At 64.6% G+C, this 25,481-nt stretch carries 22 protein-coding genes and 1 tRNA gene; 8 read left to right on the top strand and 15 right to left on the bottom strand.

The annotated features are described in order from the left end of the window. The first annotated feature begins 214 nt into the window (after positions 1-214). From GA0061098_RS04875 to GA0061098_RS04865, 3 genes are all read left to right on the top strand, one after another. On the top strand, positions 215-1,387 hold the full coding sequence (locus tag GA0061098_RS04875; protein ID WP_165637168.1) for an efflux RND transporter periplasmic adaptor subunit: 1,173 nt from the start codon (positions 215-217) through the stop codon (positions 1,385-1,387). Next, complete coding sequence (locus tag GA0061098_RS04870; protein ID WP_091954297.1) at positions 1,384-4,530, top strand: multidrug efflux RND transporter permease subunit; 3,147 nt, start codon at positions 1,384-1,386, stop codon at positions 4,528-4,530. The genes GA0061098_RS04875 and GA0061098_RS04870 overlap by 4 nt, the downstream gene beginning before the upstream one ends. A gap of 66 nt (positions 4,531-4,596) precedes the next feature. After that, positions 4,597-5,163, top strand: a complete 567-nt coding sequence (locus GA0061098_RS04865; RefSeq protein WP_165637167.1) for an invasion associated locus B family protein — start codon at positions 4,597-4,599, stop codon at positions 5,161-5,163. 12 nt (positions 5,164-5,175) lie between these two features. Here the strand turns inward: GA0061098_RS04865 and GA0061098_RS46930 are convergent, their stop codons facing one another. From GA0061098_RS46930 to GA0061098_RS04820, 10 genes are all read right to left on the bottom strand, one after another. Further along, positions 5,176-5,298, bottom strand: a complete 123-nt coding sequence (locus GA0061098_RS46930) for a hypothetical protein (RefSeq protein WP_283807981.1) — start codon at positions 5,296-5,298, stop codon at positions 5,176-5,178. A gap of 156 nt (positions 5,299-5,454) precedes the next feature. Further along, on the bottom strand, positions 5,455-5,817 hold the full coding sequence (locus GA0061098_RS04860; protein ID WP_165637166.1) for a DUF1428 domain-containing protein: 363 nt from the start codon (positions 5,815-5,817) through the stop codon (positions 5,455-5,457). A gap of 167 nt (positions 5,818-5,984) precedes the next feature. Next, a tRNA-Gln gene (locus GA0061098_RS04855) sits at positions 5,985-6,058 on the bottom strand. Between the two features lie 177 nt (positions 6,059-6,235). After that, entirely contained in the window at positions 6,236-7,354 is a 1,119-nt protein-coding gene (locus tag GA0061098_RS04850; RefSeq protein WP_091954294.1) for an acyltransferase family protein, read from the bottom strand. Between the two features lie 32 nt (positions 7,355-7,386). Then, entirely contained in the window at positions 7,387-8,358 is a 972-nt protein-coding gene (locus tag GA0061098_RS04845) for a Bug family tripartite tricarboxylate transporter substrate binding protein (protein WP_091954291.1), read from the bottom strand. Positions 8,359-8,418: 60 nt separating this feature from the next. Then, positions 8,419-9,609: an iron-containing alcohol dehydrogenase gene (locus GA0061098_RS04840; RefSeq protein WP_091954288.1), complete on the bottom strand. Its 1,191-nt coding sequence runs from the start codon at positions 9,607-9,609 to the stop codon at positions 8,419-8,421. Further along, the gene (gene pdxA / locus GA0061098_RS04835; protein WP_091954285.1) at positions 9,566-10,603 is read right to left on the bottom strand and encodes a 4-hydroxythreonine-4-phosphate dehydrogenase PdxA; all 1,038 of its coding nucleotides are present in this window, start codon (positions 10,601-10,603) and stop codon (positions 9,566-9,568) included. Before pdxA ends, GA0061098_RS04840 begins: the two co-directional genes overlap by 44 nt. Then, complete coding sequence (locus GA0061098_RS04830) at positions 10,600-11,706, bottom strand: four-carbon acid sugar kinase family protein (RefSeq protein WP_091954282.1); 1,107 nt, start codon at positions 11,704-11,706, stop codon at positions 10,600-10,602. The genes pdxA and GA0061098_RS04830 overlap by 4 nt, the downstream gene beginning before the upstream one ends. Positions 11,707-11,708: 2 nt before the next feature. Next, positions 11,709-13,148: an FAD-binding oxidoreductase gene (locus GA0061098_RS04825; protein ID WP_091954279.1), complete on the bottom strand. Its 1,440-nt coding sequence runs from the start codon at positions 13,146-13,148 to the stop codon at positions 11,709-11,711. Between the two features lie 24 nt (positions 13,149-13,172). Then, positions 13,173-14,093: a dihydrodipicolinate synthase family protein gene (locus GA0061098_RS04820; protein ID WP_165637165.1), complete on the bottom strand. Its 921-nt coding sequence runs from the start codon at positions 14,091-14,093 to the stop codon at positions 13,173-13,175. A 103-nt stretch (positions 14,094-14,196) separates the two neighbouring features. Here GA0061098_RS04820 and GA0061098_RS04815 point away from each other — a divergent pair, with 103 nt between their 5' ends. Together GA0061098_RS04815 and GA0061098_RS04810 are read left to right on the top strand one after the other, a co-directional pair. Then, entirely contained in the window at positions 14,197-15,048 is an 852-nt protein-coding gene (locus tag GA0061098_RS04815; protein WP_245323155.1) for an IclR family transcriptional regulator, read from the top strand. Between the two features lie 134 nt (positions 15,049-15,182). Next, complete coding sequence (locus GA0061098_RS04810; protein ID WP_091954270.1) at positions 15,183-15,914, top strand: DUF3750 domain-containing protein; 732 nt, start codon at positions 15,183-15,185, stop codon at positions 15,912-15,914. Between the two features lie 41 nt (positions 15,915-15,955). Here GA0061098_RS04810 and rnz read toward each other — a convergent pair whose 3' ends face one another. From rnz to GA0061098_RS04785, 5 genes are all read right to left on the bottom strand, one after another. Next, positions 15,956-16,861 carry a ribonuclease Z gene (gene rnz, locus GA0061098_RS04805; protein WP_091954267.1) on the bottom strand — a complete coding sequence of 302 codons (906 nt, stop codon included), beginning with the start codon at positions 16,859-16,861 and terminating at the stop codon, positions 15,956-15,958. Between the two features lie 52 nt (positions 16,862-16,913). Beyond that, the gene (locus GA0061098_RS04800; RefSeq protein WP_091954265.1) at positions 16,914-17,897 is read right to left on the bottom strand and encodes an antibiotic biosynthesis monooxygenase; all 984 of its coding nucleotides are present in this window, start codon (positions 17,895-17,897) and stop codon (positions 16,914-16,916) included. 10 nt (positions 17,898-17,907) lie between these two features. Continuing rightward, the gene (guaD, locus tag GA0061098_RS04795) at positions 17,908-19,305 is read right to left on the bottom strand and encodes a guanine deaminase (RefSeq protein ID WP_091954262.1); all 1,398 of its coding nucleotides are present in this window, start codon (positions 19,303-19,305) and stop codon (positions 17,908-17,910) included. Next, positions 19,302-20,537, bottom strand: coding sequence for a multidrug effflux MFS transporter (locus GA0061098_RS04790; protein ID WP_091954258.1), 1,236 nt, complete (start codon positions 20,535-20,537; stop codon positions 19,302-19,304). Before GA0061098_RS04790 ends, guaD begins: the two co-directional genes overlap by 4 nt. A gap of 320 nt (positions 20,538-20,857) precedes the next feature. Next, positions 20,858-21,631 carry an alpha/beta fold hydrolase gene (locus GA0061098_RS04785; protein WP_091954255.1) on the bottom strand — a complete coding sequence of 258 codons (774 nt, stop codon included), beginning with the start codon at positions 21,629-21,631 and terminating at the stop codon, positions 20,858-20,860. 155 nt (positions 21,632-21,786) lie between these two features. Here GA0061098_RS04785 and GA0061098_RS04780 point away from each other — a divergent pair, with 155 nt between their 5' ends. The 3 genes from GA0061098_RS04780 (at position 21,787) to GA0061098_RS04770 (ending at position 25,401) form a co-directional block, all read left to right on the top strand. Next, on the top strand, positions 21,787-22,437 hold the full coding sequence (locus GA0061098_RS04780; RefSeq protein WP_091954253.1) for a GntR family transcriptional regulator: 651 nt from the start codon (positions 21,787-21,789) through the stop codon (positions 22,435-22,437). Next, complete coding sequence (locus GA0061098_RS04775; protein ID WP_091954250.1) at positions 22,434-23,963, top strand: aldehyde dehydrogenase; 1,530 nt, start codon at positions 22,434-22,436, stop codon at positions 23,961-23,963. Before GA0061098_RS04780 ends, GA0061098_RS04775 begins: the two co-directional genes overlap by 4 nt. A 70-nt stretch (positions 23,964-24,033) precedes the next feature. After that, complete coding sequence (locus GA0061098_RS04770; protein ID WP_091954247.1) at positions 24,034-25,401, top strand: MFS transporter; 1,368 nt, start codon at positions 24,034-24,036, stop codon at positions 25,399-25,401. The last annotated feature ends 80 nt before the right edge of the window (positions 25,402-25,481 follow it).

Below are 25,481 nucleotides of genomic sequence, written 5' to 3'. Positions count from 1 at the left end.
TTTGCTCGCCGATCGCGCCTGCCGGGAAAATGCAGCACTGCACACCGCCGCGCCAGACCACTGCCCAGACGGTGCAAAGCTTTCCAATTGTTTAGGATTCTCAACTGATAGTGCTGTTTACACTGGAACTTGGCGTGTATTATACAAACGCTATGGAACCCTACGATTGCCCCATAATTCGTAGCTGAGGGCACAAGAGCCGACACGAGACGATATGAAAAAGTCCCGGCCGATCCTCTGGATTCTGATCATCGCGGCCGTGGCCTCTGCGGGTTACTATGGTTGGCAGAAATTCGGCGCCCCCCAGGCTGGAAAAACCCAGACCGCCCAGAAGGGTCCACCCCGCCCGCCCGCCGTCCCCGTCAGCGTTGCCCCGGTTCAGAAGGTCGATTTCCCGGTCTATCTGACCGGTCTCGGCACGGTTCAGGGGTTCAACACCGTGCAAGTCCGCACCCGCGTGGATGGCCAGATCGACAAGCTCGCCTTCCGCGAAGGCCAGATCGTCCAGCAGGGCGAGCTTCTGGTCTCGATCGACCCCCGTCCCTATCAAGCCACGCTCGACCAGGCCAAGGCCAAGAAGGCGCAGGACGAGGCTAGTCTCGCCAACGCCAATCTCGAACTTCAGCGCGCCATGAAGCTCGGCGAATTCGCCACCGCCCAGCGGGTCGACACCCAGCGCTCGACCGTCGCCCAGCTCACCGCCCAGATCGCCGCCGACGAAGCCGCGATCGCCAACGCCCAGACCCAGCTCGACTACACCCAGGTCAAGGCGCCGATCACCGGCGTCGCCGGCCTGCGCCAGGTCGACATCGGCAACATCGTCAACGCCTCGACACAGACGGGCATCGTCACGATCTCGCAGGTCGAGCCGATCTCCGTGATCTTCACCGCGCCGGAAGACCAGCTGCCCTATATCACCGAAGGCCAGAAGAGCGGCGCGCTCAAGGTGATCGCCTTCACCACCGACGGCAAGAAGACGCTGGCCGAGGGCAAGCTTGCGGTCATCAACAATCAGGTCGACACCAGCAGCGGAACGATCCGGCTCAAGGCGGTGTTCGACAACAAGGACCACACGCTGTGGCCGGGCCAGTCGGTCTCGACGCGGCTTCTGGTGCGGACGCTGAAGGATGCGACCGTGGTTCCGGATGACGCGGTCCAGCATTCGACCAACGGCCTCTACGCCTATACCGTCAATCAGGACAACAAGGCCGAGGTGCACAAGGTCAAGGTCAGCTACGCCATCGATGGACATTCGGTCATCGAAGAGGGGCTCAGTCCCGGTCAGCAGGTGATCACCGGCGGCCAGTTCAAGGTGCAGCCCGGAAGCCTCGTCTCGACGACGGTGGCGAGTTCGAACCCGGCCCAGAACAAGGTACGACAGGAATGACCGAGGGCGGGATTTCGGCACCTTTCATCCGTTATCCCATCGGCACCTCGCTGCTGATGGCCGGCATCCTCTTCGTCGGTCTCGTCGCCTATCCCCTGCTCCCGGTCGCACCGCTGCCGCAGGTCGACTTCCCGACCATCCAGATCACCGCCAATTTGCCGGGCGGCAGCCCCGAGACGATGGCTTCGTCGGTGGCGCAGCCGCTGGAGCGGCAGTTTGCGCAGATTCCCGGCATCGCCCAGATGACCTCGACGAGCTATCTCGGCACCGCGTCGATCACCATCCAGTTCGATCTCAACCGCAGCATCGATGGCGCTGCCAATGACGTGCAGGGTGCCATCAACGCCGCCAGCGGCCAGCTGCCGAAGAACCTGCCGTCGCCGCCGACGTACCGCAAGGTCAACCCGGCTGATGCGCCGATCCTGCTGCTGTCTGCGACATCGGAGACGTTGCCTCTGACCAGCGTCAGCGACGCGGTCGACGCCCAGCTCGCCCAGCAGATCAGCCAGCTCTCCGGCGTCGCCCAGGTCTTCATCGGCGGCCAGCAGAAACCCTCCATCCGCGTCCAGGTCGATCCGGCGAAGCTAGTCGCCAAGGGCCTGTCGATGGAGGACGTACGCAGCCAGATCGCGATCACCACGGTCGATAGCCCGAAGGGCAATATCGACGGCGAGAAGCGCGCCTACACGATCTACGCCAACGACCAGCTCACGCACGCGAAGGACTGGAACGACGTCATCATCGCCTATCGCAACGGCGCTCCGTTGCGAATCCGCGACATCGGCCAGGCGGTCAGCGCCGCTGAAGACGCCAAGCAGGCGGCCTGGGCCAACGGCAAGCGCGGCGTGTTCCTGGTGATATTCAAGCAGCCGGGCGCCAACGTCATCGAGACCGTCGATCGGATCAAGGCGACCCTGCCCCGCCTCGTGGCGGCGATCCCGCCCGCCATCAAGATCGAGCTCATCAGCGACCGTACCACGACCATCCGCGCCGCGGTCGAGGACGTCCAGTTCACGTTGCTGCTGACCATCGCGCTCGTGGTCATGGTCATCTTCATCTTCCTGCGCAGCTTCTGGGCCACCGTCATTCCCGCCATCACGGTTCCGCTGGCGCTGCTCGGCGCCTGCGCGCTGATGTGGGTCGTCGGCTATTCCCTCGACAATCTATCGCTGATGGCGCTCACCATCGCGGTCGGATTCGTCGTCGACGATGCCATCGTGATGCTCGAGAACATCACGCGCTACATCGAGGAAGGCGAATCGCCGATGGCGGCCGCCTTCCGCGGCTCGAAGGAAATCGGCTTCACCATCGTGTCGATCAGCATCTCGCTGGTCGCAGTGCTGATCCCGCTGCTCTTGATGGGCGGCATCATCGGGCGCCTGTTCCGCGAATTCGCCGTCGTGCTGGCGATGACCATCTTCGTCTCGATGTTCGTGTCGCTGACCCTGACGCCGATGATGGCCTCGCGCTTCCTGCGCGCCCATGGCGAGGTGCGCCACGGCCGCTTCTATCAATGGAGCGAGCGCGCCTTCGACACGATGCTGCGCGGCTACGAATACGTTCTCGATCACGCCCTGGCCTGGCGCCGGACCACGCTCGCGATCTTTTTCGCCACGCTCGGCCTGTCGATCTATTTGTTCGTGCTGATCCCGAAAGGCTTCTTCCCGCAGCAGGATGTCGGCCTGATCACGGCGACTTCGGAAGCCTCGCAGGACATTTCGTTCAAGGAGATGACCCGGCGTCAGGAACAGCTCGGCAAGATCATCCTCGCCGATCCCGATGTTGCCAGCGTCGCCATGTCGATCGGCGGCAGCGGCCGCGCCGGCAACAACGGCAACATATTCATCACGCTGAAGGCTCGCGACAAGCGCGATGCCTCGGCTCAGCAGATCATCGCGCGACTGCGTCCCCAGTTCGACAAGGTCGAGGGCGCCCGCGTCTACATGCAGGCAGCCCAGGACGTGCGGCTCGGCGGACGACCGACGCGAACGCAGTTCGAATTCACGCTGCAGGACGCCGATCTCGCCGAGCTCAACGAGTGGGCGCCGAAAATCCTCGCCAAGATGCAGACGCTGCCGGAGCTGCGCGACGTCGCGACCGACCAGCAGACCCAGGGCACCACGGTTCAGCTCAAGATCAACCGCGACACCGCCGCGCGGTATGGCATCCAGCCGCAGCTGATCGACGACACGCTGTATGACGCCTTCGGACAGCGGCAGGTCACGCAGTATTTCACCCAGCTCAACACCTACAAGGTGATCCTGGAGATCCTGCCGGAGATGCAGGGCAATCTCGACAGCCTGAACAAGCTCTATCTGAAGTCACCGCTGACGGGCGATCAGGTCCCGCTATCGACCTTCGCGACCTGGACCACCGATCCGGTCCGTCCGCTTTCGATCAGCCACCAGGGCCAGTTCCCGGCGATCACCATCAGCTTCAACCTCGGCCAGGGCGTCGCGCTCGGCCAGGCGACGGAAGCCGTGCAGAAGGCGATGGCCGAGCTCGGCGCGCCGCCGACGCTGAACTCGAGCTTCCAGGGCACGGCGCAAGCGTTCCAGCAATCGCTCGGCACCGTGCCGCTGCTGATCCTCGCCGCGCTCGTCGTGGTCTACCTGATCCTCGGCATTCTCTACGAGAGCTACATCCATCCGATCACGATTCTGTCGACGCTGCCGTCGGCCGGCGTCGGCGCGCTCGCGATCCTGATGGCGGCCGGCTTCGACTTCAGCCTCATTGCCTTGATCGGAATCATTCTCCTGATCGGCATCGTGAAGAAGAACGGCATCATGATGGTCGACTTCGCCATCGCCGCCGAGCGCGACGAGCACAAGACGCCGGCGGAATCGATCCGCCAAGCCGCCCTGCTCCGCTTCCGCCCGATCATGATGACGACGATGGCCGCGCTGCTCGGCGGCGTGCCGCTGATGCTCGGTCACGGCACCGGCGCCGAGATCCGCCAGCCGCTCGGCTACGCCATGGTCGGCGGCCTGATCGTCAGCCAGGCGCTGACGCTGTTCACCACGCCGGTGGTCTATCTCTATCTCGACGAGCTCAACAACTGGTTCTCGGGCTGGGGCCGTTCGGGTGACGGCGAAGGCGGCGAGGCGGTCGAGCACGGCACCGTTAAGGAAGCTGCCGAGTAGCGGCTTGCACGGTGCTTCCGGCGACGCTACAGCGAGGCCCCCGGTTCACGCCAACGCGGTTTCGCCATGCTCATGCAATCCAGACTTGTCGCCCTCGCCGCAGCTGTCCTGTTGCCCTTGGGCGCCGCGCATGCCCAGCAGGGCGCCAAGAAGAACGCGCCCGCCCCTGCGGCACAGCCGGCACCGGCTCCGACGCAGCCACAGGCTGACGGGGCGCCGGCGCAACAGCCCGGCTGGATCGTGCGTTGCACCAGCGCCAGCCGTGACGCGCCGCTCGAATGTGCGATGGAGCAGAACGCGGTGCTGACCAAGACCGGCCAGACCATCGTCCTGATCAACATCCGCATCGCGCCCGACACCCGCACGCCGGTGGCGCTGCTGCAATTGCCGCTCGGCCTCAACCTTCCCATCGGCGCCAAGCTCCAGGTCGACGAGGGCAAGACAGTCGACCTCCAGATCCAGACCTGCGAGAACCGCGGCTGCTACGCCTCGGCGCCGATCGCACCGGACCTGCTTGCCGCGTTACGGTCGGGCAAGCAGCTCAAGGTCTCCTTCCAGAACATGGCCAAGGAGACGATCGCGATCCCGATGCCGCTGGGCGATTTCGCTTCCGCCTACGACAAGATCAAGTAACGCACTTCCCCGTTACTGCCGCGCCATCTGCGCATTGCCCACGGCATCGTCGTCGAGCCGCTGGTCATTGTGCATGGTGACGGTGACGCGCAGCAGCCGCCCGGCGAATTCGAACGGCGCCTCGTAATGCGACACGGGGGTGCGAGATCAGCACGCCGTCCGTACCCGCCTCGCCTCAACGATCCCGGCCCTGTCGTCGAAGGAGATGGAGGCGCGGCTCGCCGGTTGCCTGTTGCTGCTGCTGGCCGAAGTCGACCGCGCACCTCCGAGATGGGCTTTCTCCCCCGCCCGTCAGCCGACGATGTCGCTCGCCCGGAGCAGCGTCGTGAAGCCGCCATAGATCATGCGCTTGCCGTCGAACGGCATGCCCTCCATCTTCAGCCGCGGGTCCTCCATCACCTTCTTGTTGACGGCATCGCGGGTCTCCCGGTCGCGGTAGACGATCCAGGCAAACACCACGACCTCGTCCTCCTTCGCCATCACCGCGCGCGGAAACGAGGTGAGCTCGCCATAGGGGACATCGTCAGCGACGCATTCGACATAATCGAGCGCGCCGTGCTCCATCCACAGCGCGCAGGCGGTCGTCGACAGCGTCTTGTAGGCCTCGATCTTGTCCTTCGGCACAGCCAGAACGAAACCATCGACATAGGGCATCAGGGATCTCCTTGAGTTGTGTGACCCAAGGACGATGCAGAGCACGGCGATCCGACCGGGGAAATACGATTTCAGATGAGGCAAACGGTCGCGACCGGCGGCGCGGCCCATGGACCGTCACTGTCACCGAGGGACCTCGAGATCTGGACCTTTGGGCGTGCCTGAACTGGCTGGGGAACCTGGATTCGAACCAAGACAAACAGAGTCAGAGTCTGTTGTGCTACCGTTACACCATTCCCCACCGAAGCGCTTGAAATCGCTAAACTTTCTTCGGAAGTTCTGCGAGGGCGGGCTGAAATTTTTGCAAATCAGCGGCTCGCAGGCCGCTCATATAGCCGCGCTGACCTTCGCGGTCCAGCCCTTCTGTGAACATCGTCGGCTTGTTCTGGCTGCGTTCGCACCGACAGGACGGACTGTCTCAAGCCTCCCCGAAGGAATCGTGCGGCCCTTTGCGGTTGTAGAACAGCGATCGGCGCGCCCGATCAATCCATCGCTGGACCGTGAACTCGAAGGCGAGCGCAATGACCGTGGATGCGAGCAGGATGCCCAAGGTCTGAAACAGAATTCGCCCATGGCTCACAATGTGCGGATTGGTCAGCGTGATCGGATCAAAGAACTGCAGATTGATCGCGATCTGGATGAAGAGAAAATGCGAGAGATAGACTCCATAGGAGGCGTCGCCCAATGCGGTCGACAGCGGTCCGTTGATCCTTGAGAAGAGCGTCGGAATCACGATGCAGGTTGCGATAACCAGCGGTACGCCCTGAACGATGCCCCCGTGATAGTCGACGTCGGCATAGACGTCGCCGAGGAGATAGAGGCAGTACAGAGCCGCGAGCCAGTAGCCCGCACGCGTCGACCATGTCAGGCGATCTCGCAACGAGAAGAGCACAACGCCGGTGCCGAAATAGCCGATCTGGCTGTAAAACGGGAAGTAAGCCCATTTCCATTCGTAGACGTGCAGAATGGTCATCTTGATCGCGAAGGCAGCGGCCACCAACCCGGCGAGCCATTTTCTGTTGAGGAGAAGCAAGGCAGGCAGCAGCGCGTAGAAGACGATCTCCGCGCTGATCGACCATGCCTGCGGAACCAGGAGATACGTGGTGCTGTGCATGGCCGAATAGAGATCGAGACCGAGCAGCGACAGGTTGATTACATAGGGCCGCTCATCCGTTCTGAGGGAATTGAAGATGCCGCTCTCGTTCGCCGGGTTCCACAGATGTAGCGCGAACGTAGCTGCCAGGACAGCGAGGTAGAACGGATAAAGCCTCGCGAAGCGGCTGGCGAAGAATGCAGCCGGCCGTCCCGGATAGTGCCGCTCATAGGCGGCGGCCATGTAGAATCCACTGATGATGTAGAAGACTTCTACAGCGGCCAGGCCTCCGATTGTCTGGTGAATGACGCCAAATTGGCAATGAAATCCAACGACGATCGCCGCCAGCAGAAAACGAACAGTCCCCATCAGCCCCGCACCCGTTGGCTGATGCGAACTTAAACCGGCGACCGGCACTGAACAAGCGGCCGCCGCTCTCGGCATGCGGCGGCCGGCTTATCTCATCGCGTGCCGCCCTACTCCAGCTCGATGTTGGCGGCCTCGATCACCTTCTTCCAGCGCGCCGTCTCAGCGTTGATGTAGGCCGCGAACGGTTCGGAATCCACGGCGACCGCGGTGGCACCGAGCTCGGCCATCTTCTGCACCGTCTCCGGTTGCTGCATGAAGGCGCGGATCTCGACCGAGAGCTTTTCGACGATCGGCTTGGGCGTGCCCGCGGGCACAATGAAACCGTGCCAGGCCACGGCCTCGAAGCCGGGCAGGAATTCGGCAACGGCCGGAGCTTCGGGATCGAAGGCGGCGCGCTTCGGCGTTGCCGTCGCGAGCAGCGCGAGCTGGCCGGTCTTCACCTGCGGCAGCAGCAGCGGAACGTTGTCGAAGGCGAGATCGATCTGGCCGCTGAGCAGGTCCGTCAGCATCTGGCTGGAGCCCTTGTAGGGCACGTGCACCATCTTGGTGCCGGTCATCTGCTGGAACAGCTCGCTGGCAAGATGCTGCGAGGTGCCGACACCGGCCGAGCCGAACGAGACCTTGTCCGGATTCGCCTTCAGATAGGCAATCAGCTCCGGCACGGTACGCGCCTTGATCTTGTTGGGATTGACGACGAGGACGTTGGGCACGACGCTGATCTGGGCGACCGGCACCAGGTCCTTGTCCGGCTGGTAGCTGAGCTTCGGCCCGTAGAGCGACGGGTTGATCGCAAGCGCGGAGGTGCTGGCAAGGCCGAGCGTGATGCCATCCGGCGCCGATTTCGCCACCCGCGTCACGCCGAGGATCGAGCCGGCACCACCGACATTCTCGACCACGAAGGGCTTGCCGAACTTCGCCTGCAAATGGTTGGAGACCATGCGCGCGAAGATGTCCGCGGTGCCGCCGGCGGCGAAGGGAACGACCACCGTCACCTGCTTGGACGGATAGCCGTCCTGCGCCTTTGCGGGTGAGGCCGCCAGCACCAAGGCTGAGGCAAGAACAAGCCACATCGATCTCATAGAAGTTTCCTCTGTTTTCCGTGTTGTTGATTGGTTGCCGCGCGCGAGCGGCGGAGACGGTTAGAACGCGACCTCGTACATGTTCAGGATCGCATCCCGGCCGAGGTCGCGCGGATTGTTGTCGAGCAGGCGGCGAATGGCGTGCGCCTCGTCGGCCATCACGCCGAGGTCGTCCCGGGGCACGCCGAGCGCGGACAGCCGCATCTCGATGCCGAGGTTCTTGCAGAACCCGTAGGTGGCGTCGAAAGCGAGCTTTGGATCGGCCTTCTCCGGCAGTCCGAGTGCCTGGAGCACCGCGATCGTCTTCGCTTCAACCGCCGGCATGTTGAAGGCCAGCGTGTGCGGGATGATCACCGCACAGGCGAGGCCATGCGCCACATGGTGACGCGTGCCGAGCGGATACGCCACCGCGTGGCCGGCGGTCGTGTTCACCGGTCCCAGGCAATAGCCGCCATAGAGCGAGGCCAGCGACAGACCCGCGCGCGCCTCGCGATCGCCACCATCGGCCACCGCGCGCTTGAGATAACGTCCGACCAGCCGCGCGCCTTCGAGCGCATAGAGGTCGATCGTCGGATGCGCCTTGCGGCTGGTATAGGCCTCGACGCAATGCGCCAGCGCATCGACTCCGGTTGCCGCAGTGACCTCCTTCGGCACCGTCATCGTCAGATCCGGATCGACGATGGCGATGTCGGCCAGCATGAAGCGGCTCTGCACTGCCTGCTTGTTCTGGCTGACGGGATCGGTCACGAGCGCGCGGGTGCCAGCCTCGCTGCCGGTGCCCGACGTCGTCGGAATCTGCATCAGCGCGACGCTGCGGCCGGCCACCTTCTCCGGCCCGACGATGTCGGCAAAGGGCACGTCGCTCGTGCACATCACCGCGACCAGCTTGGCGAGATCCATCGCGCTGCCGCCGCCGAAGCCGACGACGAGGTCGGGCTTGACGTCCTTCGCCATCGTCACGGCTTTCTCGAGATTGGGCAGGTCCGGCTCGGGCTTGACCTCACCGAACACCTTCACCGCACCCGGCAGCGCCAGCATGTCGAGGCGGCGTGCGTTGAACGGATCAGAGATCACCAGCGGCCGCCTGGCACCGATCCGCTCGGCGAAGCGCGCTGCCGCGCCGACCGTGCCGTTGCCGAACTCGAGGATGGTGGGACGCTGGATTTCGATGGGCGTGAAGGCGTTGGTCATCGTGCAGTCGATCTCGTCACTTGGATACGGGGGAAGCGCCACCGGCGAGCCGCTCGGCATAGTCGATGGCCTCGATCAGGCTGTGCTCGTTGGCGATGCCCTTGCCCGCAATGTCGAAGGCGGTGCCGTGGTCGACGGAGGTGCGGATGATCGGCAGGCCCAGCGTGATGTTGACGCCGGACAATTCCTGCCAGCGGCCGGTCGCGGGATCGACCTGGAAGCCGAGCAGCTTGACGGGGATGTGGCCCTGGTCGTGATACATCGCGACCGCGGCGTCGTACTGGCCGGCGCGCAGCTTGACGAAGATGGTATCGCCGGGCACGGGCCCGACGACGTCGAGACCGTCGGCGACGGCTTTTGCAATCGTCGGCGCGGACACGTCGATGTCCTGCCGGCCGAACAGGCCGCCCTCGCCGGCGTGTGGATTGAGCGCGGCAACCGCGATCTTCGGCTTGGCAATGCCGAGCCGCAGCAGGGCCTCGTTGGTGAGGTCGATGACCATGCGCAGCCGCTCCGGCGTCAGACGCTTCGGCACGTCCTCGAGCGCCACATGGGTCGAGACATGGCTGACGCGCATGTTGCCATGGGCGAGCAGCATCACCGAGCCGCGCACGCCGGTGAGATGCGCCAGCATCTCAGTGTGGCCGGGAAAGTGATAGCCGGCCTTGTTGAGCGCCTCCTTGTTGAGCGGCGCCGTGACGATCGCCGCGGTCCGGCCCGCCTGCGTCAGGCGCACGCCATGCTCGATCGCCTTGTAGGCAAAGCGGCCGCCATCGGCGCTGAGCACGCCGGGCTTGATCGGGTCGCCCTCGATGTCGGCCTGGAGGAAGCAGAGATTCGGCCAGTCGCGATCCTCGGCGCGCACTTCGGGAATCGCAATGCCGGCACCAAGCGCGGCTTTCGCACCATCGAGCGCCGCGCCGCTGCCGATGATCAGGATCCTCAGATCGCCTTTCGCGATCCGGTCCTTCAGCCCGACGCAGGCCTTGACGATGATCTCCGGCCCGATCCCGGCGGGATCGCCCATGGTGATGGCTAGATGACGAGAGGTCATGTCGGACTCCCCTTGCTAAGCAAATGATTATCCCGAAGCAGGTCGCGCCACAGCTCGCTGGGGCCGAATGCGCCGGACTTCGAGATGACATCGACGCCGGCCCAACTGCCGCCTTGCAAGATCGAGCGCGGCAATCCCGGCACGATCCGTCCTGTCACCTCGAGCGCATGCGCGCCAAGGGCAACGCATGCGGCCTTCAGTGTTTCCCCACCAGCAACAACCAGCGTGCCCGGCGGTTCGAGTGCCGCGATCAGCCCCGCCATCTCGTGCGCGATCCGCCGCGCCGCCTCGGCTCGCACCAAGCCGTCGGCGAGGGCGAATTTCACCAGCGCCACACCCTCGTCGGCCAGCTTGCGCCGAACGCCCGCGTCGCCCTCCCCCTCGGCCAGCGCAATGGTGGCGTTACCACATGCCGCCAGCTGGGATGCGGTGGCGGCCTGGTTGGAGCCAAACAGCCCCAGCACCGGCCGCTTCAGTTGCGAGGACGCAGCGGAGCCTTGACCACGGGCAAGCGCACCGGCCAGTCCGCCGCTGCCACACCACAACACGGGCCCCGGCATGCGCCGCGCCATTTCGACGACGCGACCGAGGTCGAGGTCGCTCTCGGCATCGAACACCTGAACGCCGCCTTGCGCGAGCGTGTCGGGCGTGCCCTGTCGGGCCTCGATGCCGTCTTGCCGCAATTGATCCAGCAAATTGTCGCCGACCCTGTGCCAATCGCCATGCACGGTGCGGGCGAATTGTTGGCCACCGACGGTGCGACGTCCCTGATAATCGAACGCCGGCGCGACCACGCAGGAGGCCCAATGGCCGCAGCGCAGGCAGGCGCCAAGCTCGGCCGCCCACGCGCCCCGAAGGAGGCTATCGACCTTCTTGTAGGCGATCGTCCCGCCCTGAAGCTGCGGCGCCAGTCGCGCGACGATTTCGACGCTCTCGGCCTTTGACCGCTCGCGGGTGCCGCTATCGATCGCCAGGCTTCCGGAGCCCAGCGGCGCAAACGCGTCCGACCAGACGACATCGAACGGTCCGCACAGGCCGACGAACTCCGCCGCGGTGTCGAGCGCACCGGTGAGATCGTCGGCAAGCAGGCGGACCCTCGTCATGCTTATGCCGCTCCCGCACCAAAGATCTTGCCGGGATTCATCAAGCCCTTCGGATCGAGCAATTTCTTGATATCGCGCATCAGCTCGATGTCGAGAGGATCGGCAACACGGGCAAGCCGGCCACGATTGGTGATGCCGATGCCGTGCTCGGCACTGATCGCTCCGCCCTGCGCCGCCGTCTCGTCGTCGACAATCTCGTTGATCTCGGCCACAAGCGCAGCCGTCGCCGCCGGGTCCTGGCAACGCGCGCGGTCGATCAAGGCAATGACGTGGATGTTGCCGTCGCCGATGTGGCCATGCATCACGACCCGCGCGTGCGGTACCGCGGCGTTGATCCGGGTCTCGACATTGGCGACAAAGGCGGCCTGACGCTCAAGTGGAACGACACTGTCGTGCGAGACGACATAGCCGCTGCGCTTGTTACCTTCGGACACGCTGTGCCGGACAGCCCAGATCGCCTTCGCCTGCGCGAGGTTGGAGGCCAGGATCACGTCTTCGGCAAGGTGGACCTCCATCGCATCCGCCAGCACCGTGGCGAGCGGCTCATCGAGGTCGACGCCGGCGAGCGTGTCGGTCAATTCGACGATCAGATACCACGGCGTCGTCAGCTCGAAGGGGATCGTGACATGTGGCACGGTCTCTGCGATCGCCTCGATCTGCGCGCGCGACATGATCTCGAGGCTGCCGAGCCGGTCGCCGACCGCGCCGCGCAGGCGCTGCATGATCTCGAGCGCCTGCTCCACGCCCTGCAATTTCAGCAGCGCCAGCGCCGAGCTGCGCGGCAGCGCGAACAGCTTCAACACCGCCGCGGTGACGATGCCGAGCGTCCCCTCCGCCCCGATGAACAGCTGCTTGAGCGCGTAGCCGGTATTGTCCTTGCGCAGTGCGCGCAGGCCGTTGAAGATTCGCCCGTCGGGCAGCACGACCTCCAGCCCGAGCACGAGATCGCGCGTCGGGCCATAGCGCAGCACCGCCGTGCCCCCCGCATTGGTCGAGATGTTGCCGCCGATCTGGCAGGAGCCTTCGGCGCCGAGACTCAAGGGAAAATAGCGATCGACGTCGCGCGCCGCGTTTTGCACCTCAGCGAGGATGCAGCCGGCCTCGACCGTGATCGTGTTGGCGAGCGGGCTGACGTCACGCACGGCCCGCATCCGGTCGAGCCGGATCACCACATTGCCGGCCCGATCGTCCGGCGTTGCCGCCCCGCACATGCCGGTGTTGCCGCCCTGCGGCACGATCGCGAGCTGCCGTGCCGCACAGAATTTGACGACGGCGGCGACCTCGGCGGTGGAGCCGGGCTTCACCACCGCAACCGCGCGGCCGTGATAACGCCCGCGCCAGTCCACCACATAAGGCTCCTGGTCTGACCCGGAAGCGATGATTTGCTTGTCGCCGACGATCGCGGCAAGCCCGGAGAGCGCGTCCTGGAAGGAGTCTGACATCGGATCGCCTCGTCGTCGCGCCGCCTACAAAGCGGCTGCGAATGCCGCAGCATTCGCGAGCAGCTCTTTCACCTGCTCTGGCGGCAAGGACTCCAGCGGCGGCCGCAGGCGCTGCCATCCGGCGTGGCCAGTGCGCTCTGCCACCAATGTCTTCAGCGAGGCCATCTGCGCGAAGCGCGAGACCAGTTCGCGCGCTTTCACGATGCGCGCCTGCGCCGTCTTGAGCGCCGCGTCGTCGTCGCTATCGCGAAAATGCTTGTAGACATAGGCAAGGTCCCGCGCGACCAGATTGGAGGTCGCCGTGATGCAGCCGGCGCCGCCCTTGCGCAGCAGCGGCAGCAGCAGTGGATCGGCTCCGACCAGGACCGAAAAGCCGGGGAAGCGCTCGACCATCGCGGTCATGTTCGCGAAGTCGCCGGAGGAATCCTTGATACCCACGAACGTTGCCGGATAAGCCGTTCGCAGCCGCTCGATCAGGGCATGTGAGATCGGCTGCGCCGACATCTGCGGGATGTGATAGAGCACGACCTTGAGCTTGGCATCGCCAATGCGCTGCACGATCTCGCTGTAGGACGCGTAAACGCCGTCGTCCGTGACACCCTTATAATAAAACGGCGGCAGCATCACGACGGTGTCGACGCCGACTGAAAGCGCGTGGCGCGTCAGGGCGATGGTCTCGCTGAGCGCGGCAACGCCGGTGCCCGGCAGAAGACGTTGCGGCGCGATGCCGGCAGCCACCACCGCCTCGAGCAGCGCCATGCGCTCCGCCGCGGAGAAGGAGTTCGCCTCGCCCGTCGTGCCAAGCAGCGCGATGCCGTCGCAGCCCTCATCGAGGAGATAGCGGCAATGCGCGATGAAGCGCGCATGATCGGGGGCGAGCTCGGCGTCAAGCGGAGTCAGCGCGGCGGAAAACACGCCATGAGGGTGCAGCGATGGTGTCGACAAACTTCCTCCGATCGTCAAATCAGTTGTTCGGATTGCGAACATTTGTTATTGGCTTGACCAGTCGTAAAATCAGCTTGCCGCCGCGTCAAGGGCGGTGGCTGTCATGGCAAGGCATTCGGGCATGGCCAAGGTCGAAAAGAAGGCCACGAAGCGCAAATCGGAATCGCCCCCGAAAAACCCTAAGAATCACGTCGCGTCCGTCGGCAAGGCCTTTGCCGTGCTCAAGAGCTTCAGCAGCGAAGCCTTCGAGCTCACCCTGAGTGAGATTGCCGCACGGGCCGATCTCGATCGCGGAACGGCGTTCCGGCTGATCCAGACCCTGACCGAGCTCGACTATCTCCAGGCGGTGCCGCAGAGCCGCCGGTTCCGCCTCGGCGTTGCCTGCCTCGATCTCGGCTACACCGTGCTGTCGCACGGATCGCTGAGGCCGATGGTCGAGCCGTTGCTGCGAGATCTCGTGCCCGATGTCGGCGATGCGGCTTCGCTCGGCATCCTCGACGGCGGTGACGTGGTCTATCTCGCGCGCGTCGGCGCGGGCCTCGACCGCCACAAGATGGATCGCCGGCCGGGCACGCGCATTCCCGCCTATAGCGCCGCACTCGGTCATGTCATGCTGGCGCATCTGGCGCGGGACGAGCAGATCGAGCGACTGGAATCGCGCCCTCGGGTCAAACTGTCGGAACGGACGCTGACCGATCTCGATGCCCTGCTCGCCCGGCTCGATCAGGTGAAGAAGAAAGGCCACGCCGTCTCCGACGGCGAGAACGCCTACGGCCTGCGCACGCTGGCAACGCCGATCTTCGACGCCCAGGGCCTCGTGATCGGGGGATTGAGCATCACGGTCGATGCCATGCGCATGGACATGGCGACCTTCCGCGACCAGGCGCTGCCGCGGTTGATGGAGCTGACCAGCCAGGTACAGGATCTCGCGATCAAGTCGGGATTGACGAGCTGAGCGATCTCTTCGCGGACGTGTCCCGTGCGACCTCACAGCTGACGATCTGCATTCGAAGATCATTGTGAAAAAGCTTTCGCGACCTATATCCTCGAGACTTCCTTCCGAAACCCGATCTCCCCTTGCGAAGAGCCGTGCTCATTTTCTTCCTGCTCCTGTTCGTGCCGATCGGCCTATCGGCCGCGCGGTACTATTGGCTTGGAGATGGCCGCGGCAATTGGCAGACGGCTGACCGTTCCAGCGCAGGCCTGCTGCCGCCGGCTTCTTCCCATCCCGATGCCCTGATCCGGGTTTATGCGGCGCGAACGGTCCGGTGGCGAAGCATCTTCGCCGTCCACACGTGGATCGTCGTCAAGGAAAAGGGTGCGACCAGCTACAGCCGATACGACTACACCGCGTGGGGTGAGCCGATCCGGAGCAACGGCTTCGCTCCCGATGGAAGGTGGTTTGGCGCCCTGCCGGAAACCGTCGTCGCCGTAGATGGGCCACGGGCCGAGCTCCTCATTCCCAGGATTCGGACTGTGATCGAGACCTACAAGTTTCGAACCTACGGCGACTACAGCGCCTGGCCGGGACCGAATTCAAATACCTTCGTTCAAGCCGCGCTTGATGCCGTGCCGGAACTTCGCGCGGTTCTGCCGCCGACCGCGATCGGCAAGGATTATCCCTATTCCGGGGAATGGATTGGGCTGACCGCCTCGCGCACCGGCTTCTATGCCTCGCTCTTCGGCTATCTCGGCCTGACCCTCGGCTGGGTCGAAGGCCTCGAGATCAACTTCTTCGGCGCCGTGCTCGGCCTCGACATCCGCCGGCCCGCCGTCAAGCTGCCCGGCATCGGCCGCCTCGGTGTTGCCGCCGGTCTGTAGAGCCGGACGAGGCGGCGATTGGCGATGTCTCGTCGCGACGGCTAGATCACGATGTGATCGAAGTCGGCGGCGATCCGGCTGTTCGGAAAGATCCGTGCCGCCTCGGCGAAAATCTCTTCGTCCTCATAGCGTCCCGACATATGGGTCAGCACGAGCTGCTTCACATTGCTCGCTGCCGCAAACGACGCCGCTTCTGCCGCGGTGAGATGCCCGTAGTCCCGCGCGGTCGACGCGTCACGATCTAGGAACGTTGCCTCGATCACCAGCATGTCGGCATCAACGACGTGTTGCGCCAGCCCCTCGGTGGTTTCGGTGTCGCCGATCACGACGAGTTTCCTGCCGCCGCTCGGCGGCCCCAGGACGTCTTCCGGATCGATCGTTTGATCGCCCTCGATTACGACTGCCCGGCCTGCGGCCAGCTCGCCGCGCAAGGGACCGTCGGGAACGCCAAGCGCCGCCAGCCGATCCGGCTGAAGGTGGCGGCGAGCGGGGCTTTGGAAGACGAATCCAAAACTGTCAGTGTCGCGATGGCGAACCGGAAAGCAGTCGATGGTGAAGTCACCGGCGTCGACGAACCGTCCTGCAGCCAAGGGAGAGAATTCCACCGGAAGCGGCGCCCTGCCCGCGCCCCACAAGCCGGCCAGCATCTGGATGACCGTCTCCAGCGTCGATGGGCCACCATGAACCATCATCACCTCGGCGCTCTGCCGCAAGCGCAGCGTCGAGAACAGGCCGGGGATGCCGAGCACATGATCGAGATGCGCATGCGTCAGCAGAATGCGGTCGAGCCGCCGAAAACCTGCGCCACTGCGCAGCAACTGGCGCTGCGTGCCCTCGCCGCAATCGACCAGCATGCGCTGTCCGGCGACCTCGATCAGCAGGGCCGGATGGTTGCGTTCCGCGGAAGGAACGCTCGCCGAGGTGCCGAGGAATGTCAGGGCAAACATGGTCGTCGATGTCCAGCGACCGCCCCTCTCCGCGATGGCACGGTGGACGGTCTCACCGTCCCCAATGCCACGCGAGCAACAGCGCGTACAGCCCCATCGACGCGGCGTAAAGCGCGGCAAGAAGTGCATAGCCCGCGATCTGGCGACTGATCGCCGCCTTCGGCGTGACCCACCAGTCGAGTGCCCGAAAGGCGGCGGGCACGAGCCACCAGCCGAGCAACTGGGTGCTGACGAGATTGCCGACGAACAGCGACAGCCAGACCGGTACGCCATGGCTGTCGATCAGCGGCCGGCTGACGAAAGTGCCCCACAGATAGACCACGGGGTAGAGCACCAGGAGGACGATGAGATTGCTCTTCCAGATCAGGGCCGGGCCCTGCTCGGGAGCCCCAGTCTTGCCGGCCGGGAACCAGAAATTGAAGCCGTAGCTCGCGCGCTTCACGTTCATGCCGGCGTTGAAGCGCTCGCCCTCCTTCAGCAGGGTCTGACGGACGGGCGAGCCCAGCCATGCATTGAGGTTTGCATCGCTGTCGAACGACAGGATGACGATCCATTCGTCGCGCAAGCCTGGAATCGGCCGCTCGATCTTGTGACGCAAAAATCCCTTAAACTCGGCCTCGGCGGCCTGGATGCGCTGCTGCCATTTCAGAAACGCGTCCTCGAGTCCATCCGGGACCTTGAAGGAGATGACGGCCGACACCGCGCTGTCACGCTGGACGCCGGTGTCGGGCAGGATATGGACATCCTCCGAACCGACGAAGAAGCGCTGCACCTCTCCGATCAGCTTCGCCCGCACCTCGCTCTGAAGCCAAGCGCGCGCCGCGGCCGGACTGGCGAAACGCAAAATCGTCACCCAATCGACATGCGCCGGCGGCTGCGGCGGCACCACCTCCTGCCCCAGGAAACCGGGCCAGGCCTTGAGCGCCTCGCCCACCTCGCCGTTCCACCGCGCGAACGCGGCAAAGCCATCATCAGTGATGCGGCGCTGGATGACGAGGGCGACCGGCTTGCCGGCCGTGTCAGGAGATGTGCTCATCGCGGCGGCTTCAGCCTTTCTTATAGAGGCGCTTGCCCATCACCCAGGTCTCGTCGACGCAGCGATCGTCGCCGACCATCATGACGGCGAACAGCATGCTCGCGGCCTCGTCCATCGAGCGCGGGCCGGCGCCCTCGGCGATCAGCGACTGGTGCCATGCTTGCGCGATCTGCCCGCCATTCGGATCGAGCGCGACGAAATCGGCTTCCTTGCCGGGCTCGAAATTGCCGAGCTTGTCGTCGATGTAGAGGCCCTCGGCACCGCCAAGCGTGATCGACCAGAAGCCGCGATAGGGCGAGAGCTTGTTGCGCTCGGCCTCGGCGAGGTCCTTCCGCGTGGGATCGATGCTGCCGTCGAGCAGCGTGTTGTTGCACATGCCGACCTTGTAGGCGTCGTCGAGCACGGAAATCATCGAGAAGCGGTTGCCGCCACCGACATCGGTGCCGAACGACATCTTCACCCGATGCTCCGGATCGGTGGCGCGGCCGAGGCGGAACAGCCCACTGCCGAGGAACAGGTTCGAGCATGGGCAGAACACCACCGCGGCGCCCTTCTTCGACATGCGCCGAAACTCGTTGTTGGAGAGATAGACGCCGTGGCCACCGGAGAATTTCGGCCCGACCAGGTCGAACTTCTCGTAGACGCCGAGATAGTCCTGGCAGTCCGGATGCTCGACAAGGACGCCGCTGCATTCGGCCGGATTCTCGGAGATATGGGTGTTGACCCAGCAATCCGGATGCTCGTGCTTGAGGCGCTGACACGCCTTCAGCAGCTCCGGCGAGGCGCCGAAGGCGAAGCGCGGCGTGATGGCATAGAGGTTGCGGCCCTTGTTGTGATACTCTGCGATCAGCCGCTTGCTATCGCGATAGAAATTCTCCGGGGTATCGATGAAATCGGCCGGCGCGTTGCGATCGATGCCGGTGAGGCCCGCGATGACGCGCATGTTGCGGCGGGCCGCTTCCTCGAACAGTTCCTCGGTTGAAACGGGCGAGGAGCTCGTGAAGGCCTGGCAGGTGGTGGTGCCGGACGCCAGCAGCGCGTCGAGGAAACGCTTGACGCCCTCGCGCGCGTAGTTGCGATCCCGGTACTTCAGCTCTTCCGGATAGACCCACTTCTGGAGCCACGGCAGGAGCTGCTCGCCATAGGCCCCGAGCACGCGGGTCTGCGGCAGATGGATGTGGCCGTCGATGAATCCGGGGACGATGATGCGGTCCTTGATGTGGGTGATCTCAACGCCCGGATGGCTGGCGGCGATCTTCTCGTAAGGACCGAATGCCTTGATGACACCGTCCGTGACGATCATGAGGCCGTCCTGGTGAAAACGCGCGGCGGCCTGCTCGTTGCCGACATGCTTCCAGGGATCGTCGACGAAGTCGAAGAACGTGCCGCGAATACCGACCGTGGTCATGATTGGGTCCCTTCCTTAAGACTGTTTGGCTGGCGCACTGACGGCAAGGAGATCGCGAGCAGCGTGCCCGCGATGGCGCAGAGGCCGAGATAGAGCCATCCGATCGGCGCCTGGGTTGCTTCAGGCAACACCGCCGCGATCGCCATGGCGGCGCTCACAGCGAGATAGCAGAGCGCGCTGATGAGGCCGCCGATCAGGCCGTGGTCGCGTTCGAACAGGCCGAGCGCCATGCCGTACATCATCGGGCACAGCACGCCGCAGCCGCCGAGCACCAGCGCACCGCCGATCGTGATCGACGCGAAATCGAGACCGACGACCATGCCTGTTACGGTCAGCACCGCGGAGCCTGCGAGAAACAGCGCGAAGGCGCCGAAGCCCAGCATGCGGGCCGGCATGAAGCGCGCGAAATGCGCGCAACCGAGCTCGCCGGCGAGATTGACCCCGCCAAGGCCGAGCGCGACGAGACCGTAGATCGCCGCGGAATAGCCGAGGCCGGTCTGGTAGAAGAACGGCGCGACGACGCCGAACGCCAGCTGCGCGCTCGCCGCCGCGGCAAACACCAGCACGAAAGCCAGGAAACCCGGACGAACAATCGCCTCGCGCAAGATGCCAGCGGTACGGCGCGGATCGAACGGCGCGCGCCGCTCTGCCGGCAACGTTTCGGGCAGGAACAGCGTGACGACGGCAGCGACGATGGCCGCGGCAATCGCAATGATGACGAAGACGCCGCGCCAGGACGTCAGCTCGACGATGAAGCCGCCGGCCGCGGGCGCAAGCACCGGCGCGAGCCCCCAGGCCGCGCCAAGCAGGCCGGAGATCGCGGTGAGTTCACGACCGCGATAGCAATCGGCCGCAACCGCATAGGCCACGACGAGGCAGGTGCAGCCGCCGATCCCTTGCAGGAAGCGCAGCGCAAGCAGCAGCGAGGCGCTGGTGGCGAGCGCGCAGGCGATGCTCATCGCGAAGAGAACCGACAGGCCTGCGAGCAGGACGTTGCGGCGGCCCAGCGTGTCGGAGGCGATGCCGACCGGCACCAGCGCCAGACTCATGCCGAGCATGTAGGCGGTGACGGTGTTCTGCATCGAGGCCGCGTCAGTGGCGAGATCCACCACCATCTGCGGCAGACCGGGCGTATAGGCGTCGAGGGGAATCTGGCTGAACGGCACGACGCACAGCAAGATCGGCACGATCCCCCGCTTTGCGCGATCGGCGTCCGACGCAACTGCAGTCATGGCTCACGCCCCCTCGATGCCCGCAGGTCCCGTCTTTTCGTACGCGCAATAAGGCGCGACGATGCAGGTTGCGGATATTGACGCGCGGGAAGCGTGCCAGAACTATGTGTAAAAACCCTTAGGAGGGCTCGGATCGGGACGGATTCTGGCGGCTGATGCTCAGGTCCCTGGGGTCGCTCAAGCTAAAAATGCGAAAACAACCCCATACACAGCACAAATCATTGAAGAATTTCCCACCGCATGGGGCGAGCCCATCCGGCAGGCATTAATAGCCCGGAAGGCATGGCAATTCGATCGCAAGCCGGGCGCCCAAGCGCGGATCACCGCAAGAAGCGCTCGAGAGTGCCGAGAAATTGCTGCGGTGATTGCAGCTGTGGCACGTGCGCGCATCCTGGAATGATCTTGAGTTCGGCGCGCGGCAGGCCCGCCGCCAGCTCACGCGACATCGGCGGCGGCGTCGCTTCGTCATGCTCGCCGACCATGACGAGCACCGGTACCTGCACGCCGGCGAGTTCGGCGCGAAGATCGAGGCCAGCCAATGCATCGCACGCGGCACAAAACACATCCGGGTCCGTCCGCAGAAATGCTTCACGACGTCCGCGCATCAGCTCCGGATGCTGCGCCTGAAAGTCGGGCGCGAACAGGCGGCGCATCGCAACATCGGTGATTGCCTCCAGACCCTTCTCGCGCGAGATCTTCGCCATGTTGCGGAACGCCTCGCGGCCGGGCTCGGAAAAAGCTGCGCCGCAATCGGCGAGAACAAGCCGGTCGGCAATTCCCGGATGGCGAATTGCCATCTGCAAGGCGACGAAGCCGCCATAGCCATTGCCGAGCACGATCGACGGCGCACCGCCCGCAGCGTCCTGCACCGCCTCGGCCATTCGGTCCGCGACAGCAGCAAGTCCGCCCTCGACCGCGCGTGAGCGGCCGAACCCCGGCATCTCCGGAGCGATGGTCCGAAACGATGTCTCGAGCTTCGGCACGATCGCATCGAAGCTGGCGCGATCCGACAGCAGCGAATGGAAGAGAAACAGCGGCGGTCCCTCGCCCGTCTGCGCGGCGTTGACGGTCCCGTTGGCAAGAAGCCTGTCCATGTCCGGTCTTTCCCAAGCTGCATCAATCAGATCACGCGGACTCGCGCATTCTGGAAGTCCCGATTGATAAATCAACTGACAGGGAATTCAAGCATTTGGCTCTTGACGTGAAATATCACGACTGAGATATTAGACAGCAAGAGAGGGCCGGTCACATGCTTTTGCGCGAGAATATCTACGATCTTCTCAGAGGTGATATTTTAGCCTGCCGCTTCGCTCCAGGCGATGAAATGCGAGAACAGGACCTGGCCGAACGCTATTCGGTGAGCCGCCAGCCGGTCCGGGACGCGCTTTTGCGGCTCCAGCGCGAACACCTCGTCACTGTCCAGCCGCGCCAGGGCTATCGGGTCACGCCGATCTCGCTCTCGGATGCCCGCGATCTCCTGCGCTTCCGCCTTGCGCTGGAGCCGGCCTGCGTTCTCGAGGCGATCGAGGGCGCGCCCGACAGCGTCTTGAAGTCGCTCGACGAATTCCGCCGCTTCTCGGGCAGCCACGAGGACTTCATCACCTACAACCGCGGTTTCCACACCGCGTTGGCGCATGCCTCCGGCAACCGCCGCATGGCGACCGCGCTGTGCGACCTGATCGGCCAGGCCGACCGGCTGGTCCGCGTCAGCATCTCCAATCTGAAGGGCCACGACCCCGCCAAGCTCGTCGCCGAGCACGTCGCCCTGATCGACGCCATGCAGAGCCGCGAAACGCGAACCGCGGCCCGCATCATCAAGGCCCATATCGGGGCCACCGAAAAACGTGTGCTGCCGGCGCTCAAGCGCAACGCCGTCATCGTCGAAGAGAGGTCATTATGAACGTTCCCTCCAAACCGGCGTCAATCGACGTCGAAACCCATGGCAATTTCATCGATGGACGTGAGGTCGAAGCCGGAGCCGGCGCGATGCTTGATGTCCGCAACCCGGCAACCGGGGACGTGATTGCCCGCATTCCCAATTCGACGGCCGAAGACATCGACCGTGCCATGAAGAGCGCGCGTGCTGCGTTCGAAGGCAAAGCCTGGGGCGGCATGGACACACGCGCGCGCGCCAGGCTGGTCAACAGGCTGGCCGACGCCTTCGAAGCCAATCTCGACAGCCTGTACCGGCTGGAAACCCTCAACAATGGCCGCCCGGTCAACGAGACCCGCGCCCAGCTCTCCCGCCTGCCCGATTTCTTCCGCTATTTCGCGGGCGTTGCGCTGTCACGCCGCGATTCCGTGATCCCCGTCGAGGGCGCCTATCTGAACTACACGCTCCGCACGCCCATCGGCATCGTCGCCAATTGCACGCCGTTCAATCACCCGCTGATGATCCTGTGCAAGTCGCTCGCCGTGGTGCTGGCGACCGGATGCGTCACCGTGGTCAAGCCGTCCGAATACACGCCGCTTACGACCCTGAAGCTGGCGCAGATCTTCACCGAAGCGGGCCTGCCGCCCGGCGTCTTCAATATCGTGCTGGGGCTGGGCCCCAGCGCCGGCAAGATGCTGGCCGAACATGGTGACATCAACAAGCTGGTCCTGACCGGCGGCACCGAGGCGGGCCGCATTGCCGGCAGCGCGGCCGCAAAGGTGTTTGCGCACCAGACAATGGAGCTCGGTGGCAAGACGCCGGTGATGGTGTTCGACGATTTCGACGTCGACCGAGCCGTCAACTACGCTGCCTTTGGCGCGTTCATCGGCGCGGGACAGACCTGCGTCTGCGCCTCGCGCCACATCGTCCAGGCGTCGATCTACGACGAATTCGTCGAGAAGCTGCAGGCCAAGACCCGCACGATCCGCGTCGGCGATCCCTTCGATGCAACGACTCAGATGGGTCCCGTGATCTCGGCCAAGCAGCGCGACCGCGTGCTCGCCTATGCGGGCCATGGCCACGCCGACGGCGCGCGTCTCGTCGCCGGCGGCGTCGCTGCGAAGGTGCCGGGGCACGACAACGGCTATTTCGTCGAGCCGACGGTCTTCGCCGACGTCAGATCCGACATGCGTATCTTCCAGGAAGAAGTGTTCGGTCCCTTCACCTCGGTGACGCCGTTCAGGGACGAGGCCGATGCGCTGCGGCTCGCCAACGATTCGCCGTTCGGCCTCGCCGCGGCCATCCGCACCCGCGACGTCGCCCGTGCGCATCGCGTCGCAGCTTCCGTCAAGGCCGGCATCGTCTGGATCAACGACCACCATCGTCTCGACCCGGCCTCGCCATGGGGCGGCGTCGACGATTCCGGCATCGGCCGCGAATGCGGCACCGAAAGCTTCAACGACCACTTTAACACCAAGAGCGTGATGGTCGCGACGCACGAGCAGCCGTTCGACTGGTATCGCGACACGGCCAATCAGAAGCGGCTGAACTGACCACACGAGAGGCGGCATCGCCCATAGAAGGCGGGCCGGATCAACCAGAATAACAGTCAAGGGAGCGTCAATGTCGACATCGGTGAACGCAGGCAGCCGTCTTGATCGGCTGCCGATCGGTCCATTCCATCGCCGCATCATGCTGCTGATCGGCATCGGCATGTTCTTCGACGGTTTCGACATTTACATTGCCGGAACAGTGCTCAGCGTGACGCTGAAATCAGGCTTTTCGACGCTCGCCCAGAACGCGGCCTTCATCTCCGCGACCTTCGTCGGCATGATGCTTGGGTCGTTCGGCACCGGCTTTCTCGGCGACCGCTACGGACGCCGCTTCACCTATCAATTCAATCTACTTCTTTTCGGCATCGCGTCCCTAGCCGCAGCATTCTCGCCGAACATGGCCTTTCTCATCGCCTGCCGCTTCGTGATGGGCGTCGGCCTCGGGGCGGAGAACGTCGTCGGCTATTCGACGATGACGGAGTTCGTGCCGGCCCGCACCCGCGGCAAATGGCTCGGTCTCACCGCCGTCTGCGTCGTGACCGGCCTGCCCGCGGCTCTTTTGATCGCGTCCGTGCTGGTGCCGCAATTCGGCTGGCGCTCGATGTTCGTGCTCGGCGGCGTCGGCGCCCTCGTCGTCTGGTACATGCGCAAATCGCTGCCGGAATCGCCGCGCTGGCTGGAAGCCGTGGGACGCACAGCTGAGGCGGAAGCTTTGATGCAGGCAATCGAGAAGGAAGCGGCGCAGGGGCAGCCCTTGCCTCCTCCCGCGCCCACGACACCCGTGCCGGTCGCCCCCGATCTCGGCACGTTGTTCACTGCGCCCTTGCTGTCGCGGATGATCGTCGGCGCCATCTGCCTGATCACGATCAACACCCTGCTCTATGGCTTCGTGACGTGGCTGCCTGTGTTCTTCGTCAAGCAGGGCTTGTCGGTCGCGACATCGTTCGGCTATTCGCTGCTGATGGCGCTCGGCGCGCCGGTCGGCTCGGCCATCGGCGCGTTGACCGCCGACCGCTGGGGTCGCAAGCCCACCATCATCGGCGCATCGCTGATCTCGGTGGCGCTGGGCATCCTCTATCCCACGATCTCCGATCCGATCCTGCTGCCGGCCGTGGGCTTCGCACTGACGGTACCGATCTACGTCCTGGTCGCGCTCCTGTTCGGTATCTACATCCCCGAGCTGTTTCCGACCGAGGTCCGGCTGCGCGCCTCAGGCATCGTCAATACGCTGGGTCGCGGCGCCACGATCGTCACGCCCTTCCTAGTCGTGTCGCTGTTCGAGTCGCGCGGCGTGGCCGGCGTGATGGCGCTGATGATCAGCCTGCTCGTGGTGCAGATCATCACGGTCTGGGCTCTCGGCATCGAGCCGCGGCATCGCAGTCTCGAAGAGCTGAAGGCGGAGGAGACGGCCGCGCCGGTGCTCAAGGAAGCGTCCTGATCTAACTCCCGGCGGTCTGACGGCGCACCGCCCCCAACTCGATGTCGTCATGCCCGGGCTTGTCCCGGGCATCCACGTTC

The sequence above is a fragment of the Bradyrhizobium shewense genome (genome assembly GCF_900094605.1).
Classification (GTDB): Bacteria; Pseudomonadota; Alphaproteobacteria; order Rhizobiales; family Xanthobacteraceae; genus Bradyrhizobium; species Bradyrhizobium shewense.
Note: the sequence above shows the minus strand (reverse complement) of the source record. Positions and strands in the feature narration are given on the sequence as shown.

What these genes read in the sequence shown, in the direction of transcription:
- GA0061098_RS04875 (WP_165637168.1), top strand. Translation starts at nt 215, where the DNA reads ATGAAAAAGTCCCGGCCGATCCTCTGGATTCTGATCATCGCGGCCGTG.
- GA0061098_RS04870 (WP_091954297.1), top strand. Translation starts at nt 1,384, where the DNA reads ATGACCGAGGGCGGGATTTCGGCACCTTTCATCCGTTATCCCATCGGC.
- GA0061098_RS04865 (WP_165637167.1), top strand. Translation starts at nt 4,597, where the DNA reads ATGCTCATGCAATCCAGACTTGTCGCCCTCGCCGCAGCTGTCCTGTTG.
- GA0061098_RS04860 (WP_165637166.1), bottom strand. Translation starts at nt 5,817, where the DNA reads ATGCCCTATGTCGATGGTTTCGTTCTGGCTGTGCCGAAGGACAAGATC.
- GA0061098_RS04850 (WP_091954294.1), bottom strand. Translation starts at nt 7,354, where the DNA reads ATGCCGAGAGCGGCGGCCGCTTGTTCAGTGCCGGTCGCCGGTTTAAGT.
- GA0061098_RS04845 (WP_091954291.1), bottom strand. Translation starts at nt 8,358, where the DNA reads ATGAGATCGATGTGGCTTGTTCTTGCCTCAGCCTTGGTGCTGGCGGCC.
- GA0061098_RS04840 (WP_091954288.1), bottom strand. Translation starts at nt 9,609, where the DNA reads ATGCCGAGCGGCTCGCCGGTGGCGCTTCCCCCGTATCCAAGTGACGAG.
- pdxA (WP_091954285.1), bottom strand. Translation starts at nt 10,603, where the DNA reads ATGACCTCTCGTCATCTAGCCATCACCATGGGCGATCCCGCCGGGATC.
- GA0061098_RS04830 (WP_091954282.1), bottom strand. Translation starts at nt 11,706, where the DNA reads ATGACGAGGGTCCGCCTGCTTGCCGACGATCTCACCGGTGCGCTCGAC.
- GA0061098_RS04825 (WP_091954279.1), bottom strand. Translation starts at nt 13,148, where the DNA reads ATGTCAGACTCCTTCCAGGACGCGCTCTCCGGGCTTGCCGCGATCGTC.
- GA0061098_RS04815 (WP_245323155.1), top strand. Translation starts at nt 14,197, where the DNA reads ATGGCAAGGCATTCGGGCATGGCCAAGGTCGAAAAGAAGGCCACGAAG.
- rnz (WP_091954267.1), bottom strand. Translation starts at nt 16,861, where the DNA reads ATGTTTGCCCTGACATTCCTCGGCACCTCGGCGAGCGTTCCTTCCGCG.
- GA0061098_RS04800 (WP_091954265.1), bottom strand. Translation starts at nt 17,897, where the DNA reads ATGAGCACATCTCCTGACACGGCCGGCAAGCCGGTCGCCCTCGTCATC.
- guaD (WP_091954262.1), bottom strand. Translation starts at nt 19,305, where the DNA reads ATGACCACGGTCGGTATTCGCGGCACGTTCTTCGACTTCGTCGACGAT.
- GA0061098_RS04790 (WP_091954258.1), bottom strand. Translation starts at nt 20,537, where the DNA reads ATGACTGCAGTTGCGTCGGACGCCGATCGCGCAAAGCGGGGGATCGTG.
- GA0061098_RS04785 (WP_091954255.1), bottom strand. Translation starts at nt 21,631, where the DNA reads ATGGACAGGCTTCTTGCCAACGGGACCGTCAACGCCGCGCAGACGGGC.
- GA0061098_RS04780 (WP_091954253.1), top strand. Translation starts at nt 21,787, where the DNA reads ATGCTTTTGCGCGAGAATATCTACGATCTTCTCAGAGGTGATATTTTA.
- GA0061098_RS04775 (WP_091954250.1), top strand. Translation starts at nt 22,434, where the DNA reads ATGAACGTTCCCTCCAAACCGGCGTCAATCGACGTCGAAACCCATGGC.
- GA0061098_RS04770 (WP_091954247.1), top strand. Translation starts at nt 24,034, where the DNA reads ATGTCGACATCGGTGAACGCAGGCAGCCGTCTTGATCGGCTGCCGATC.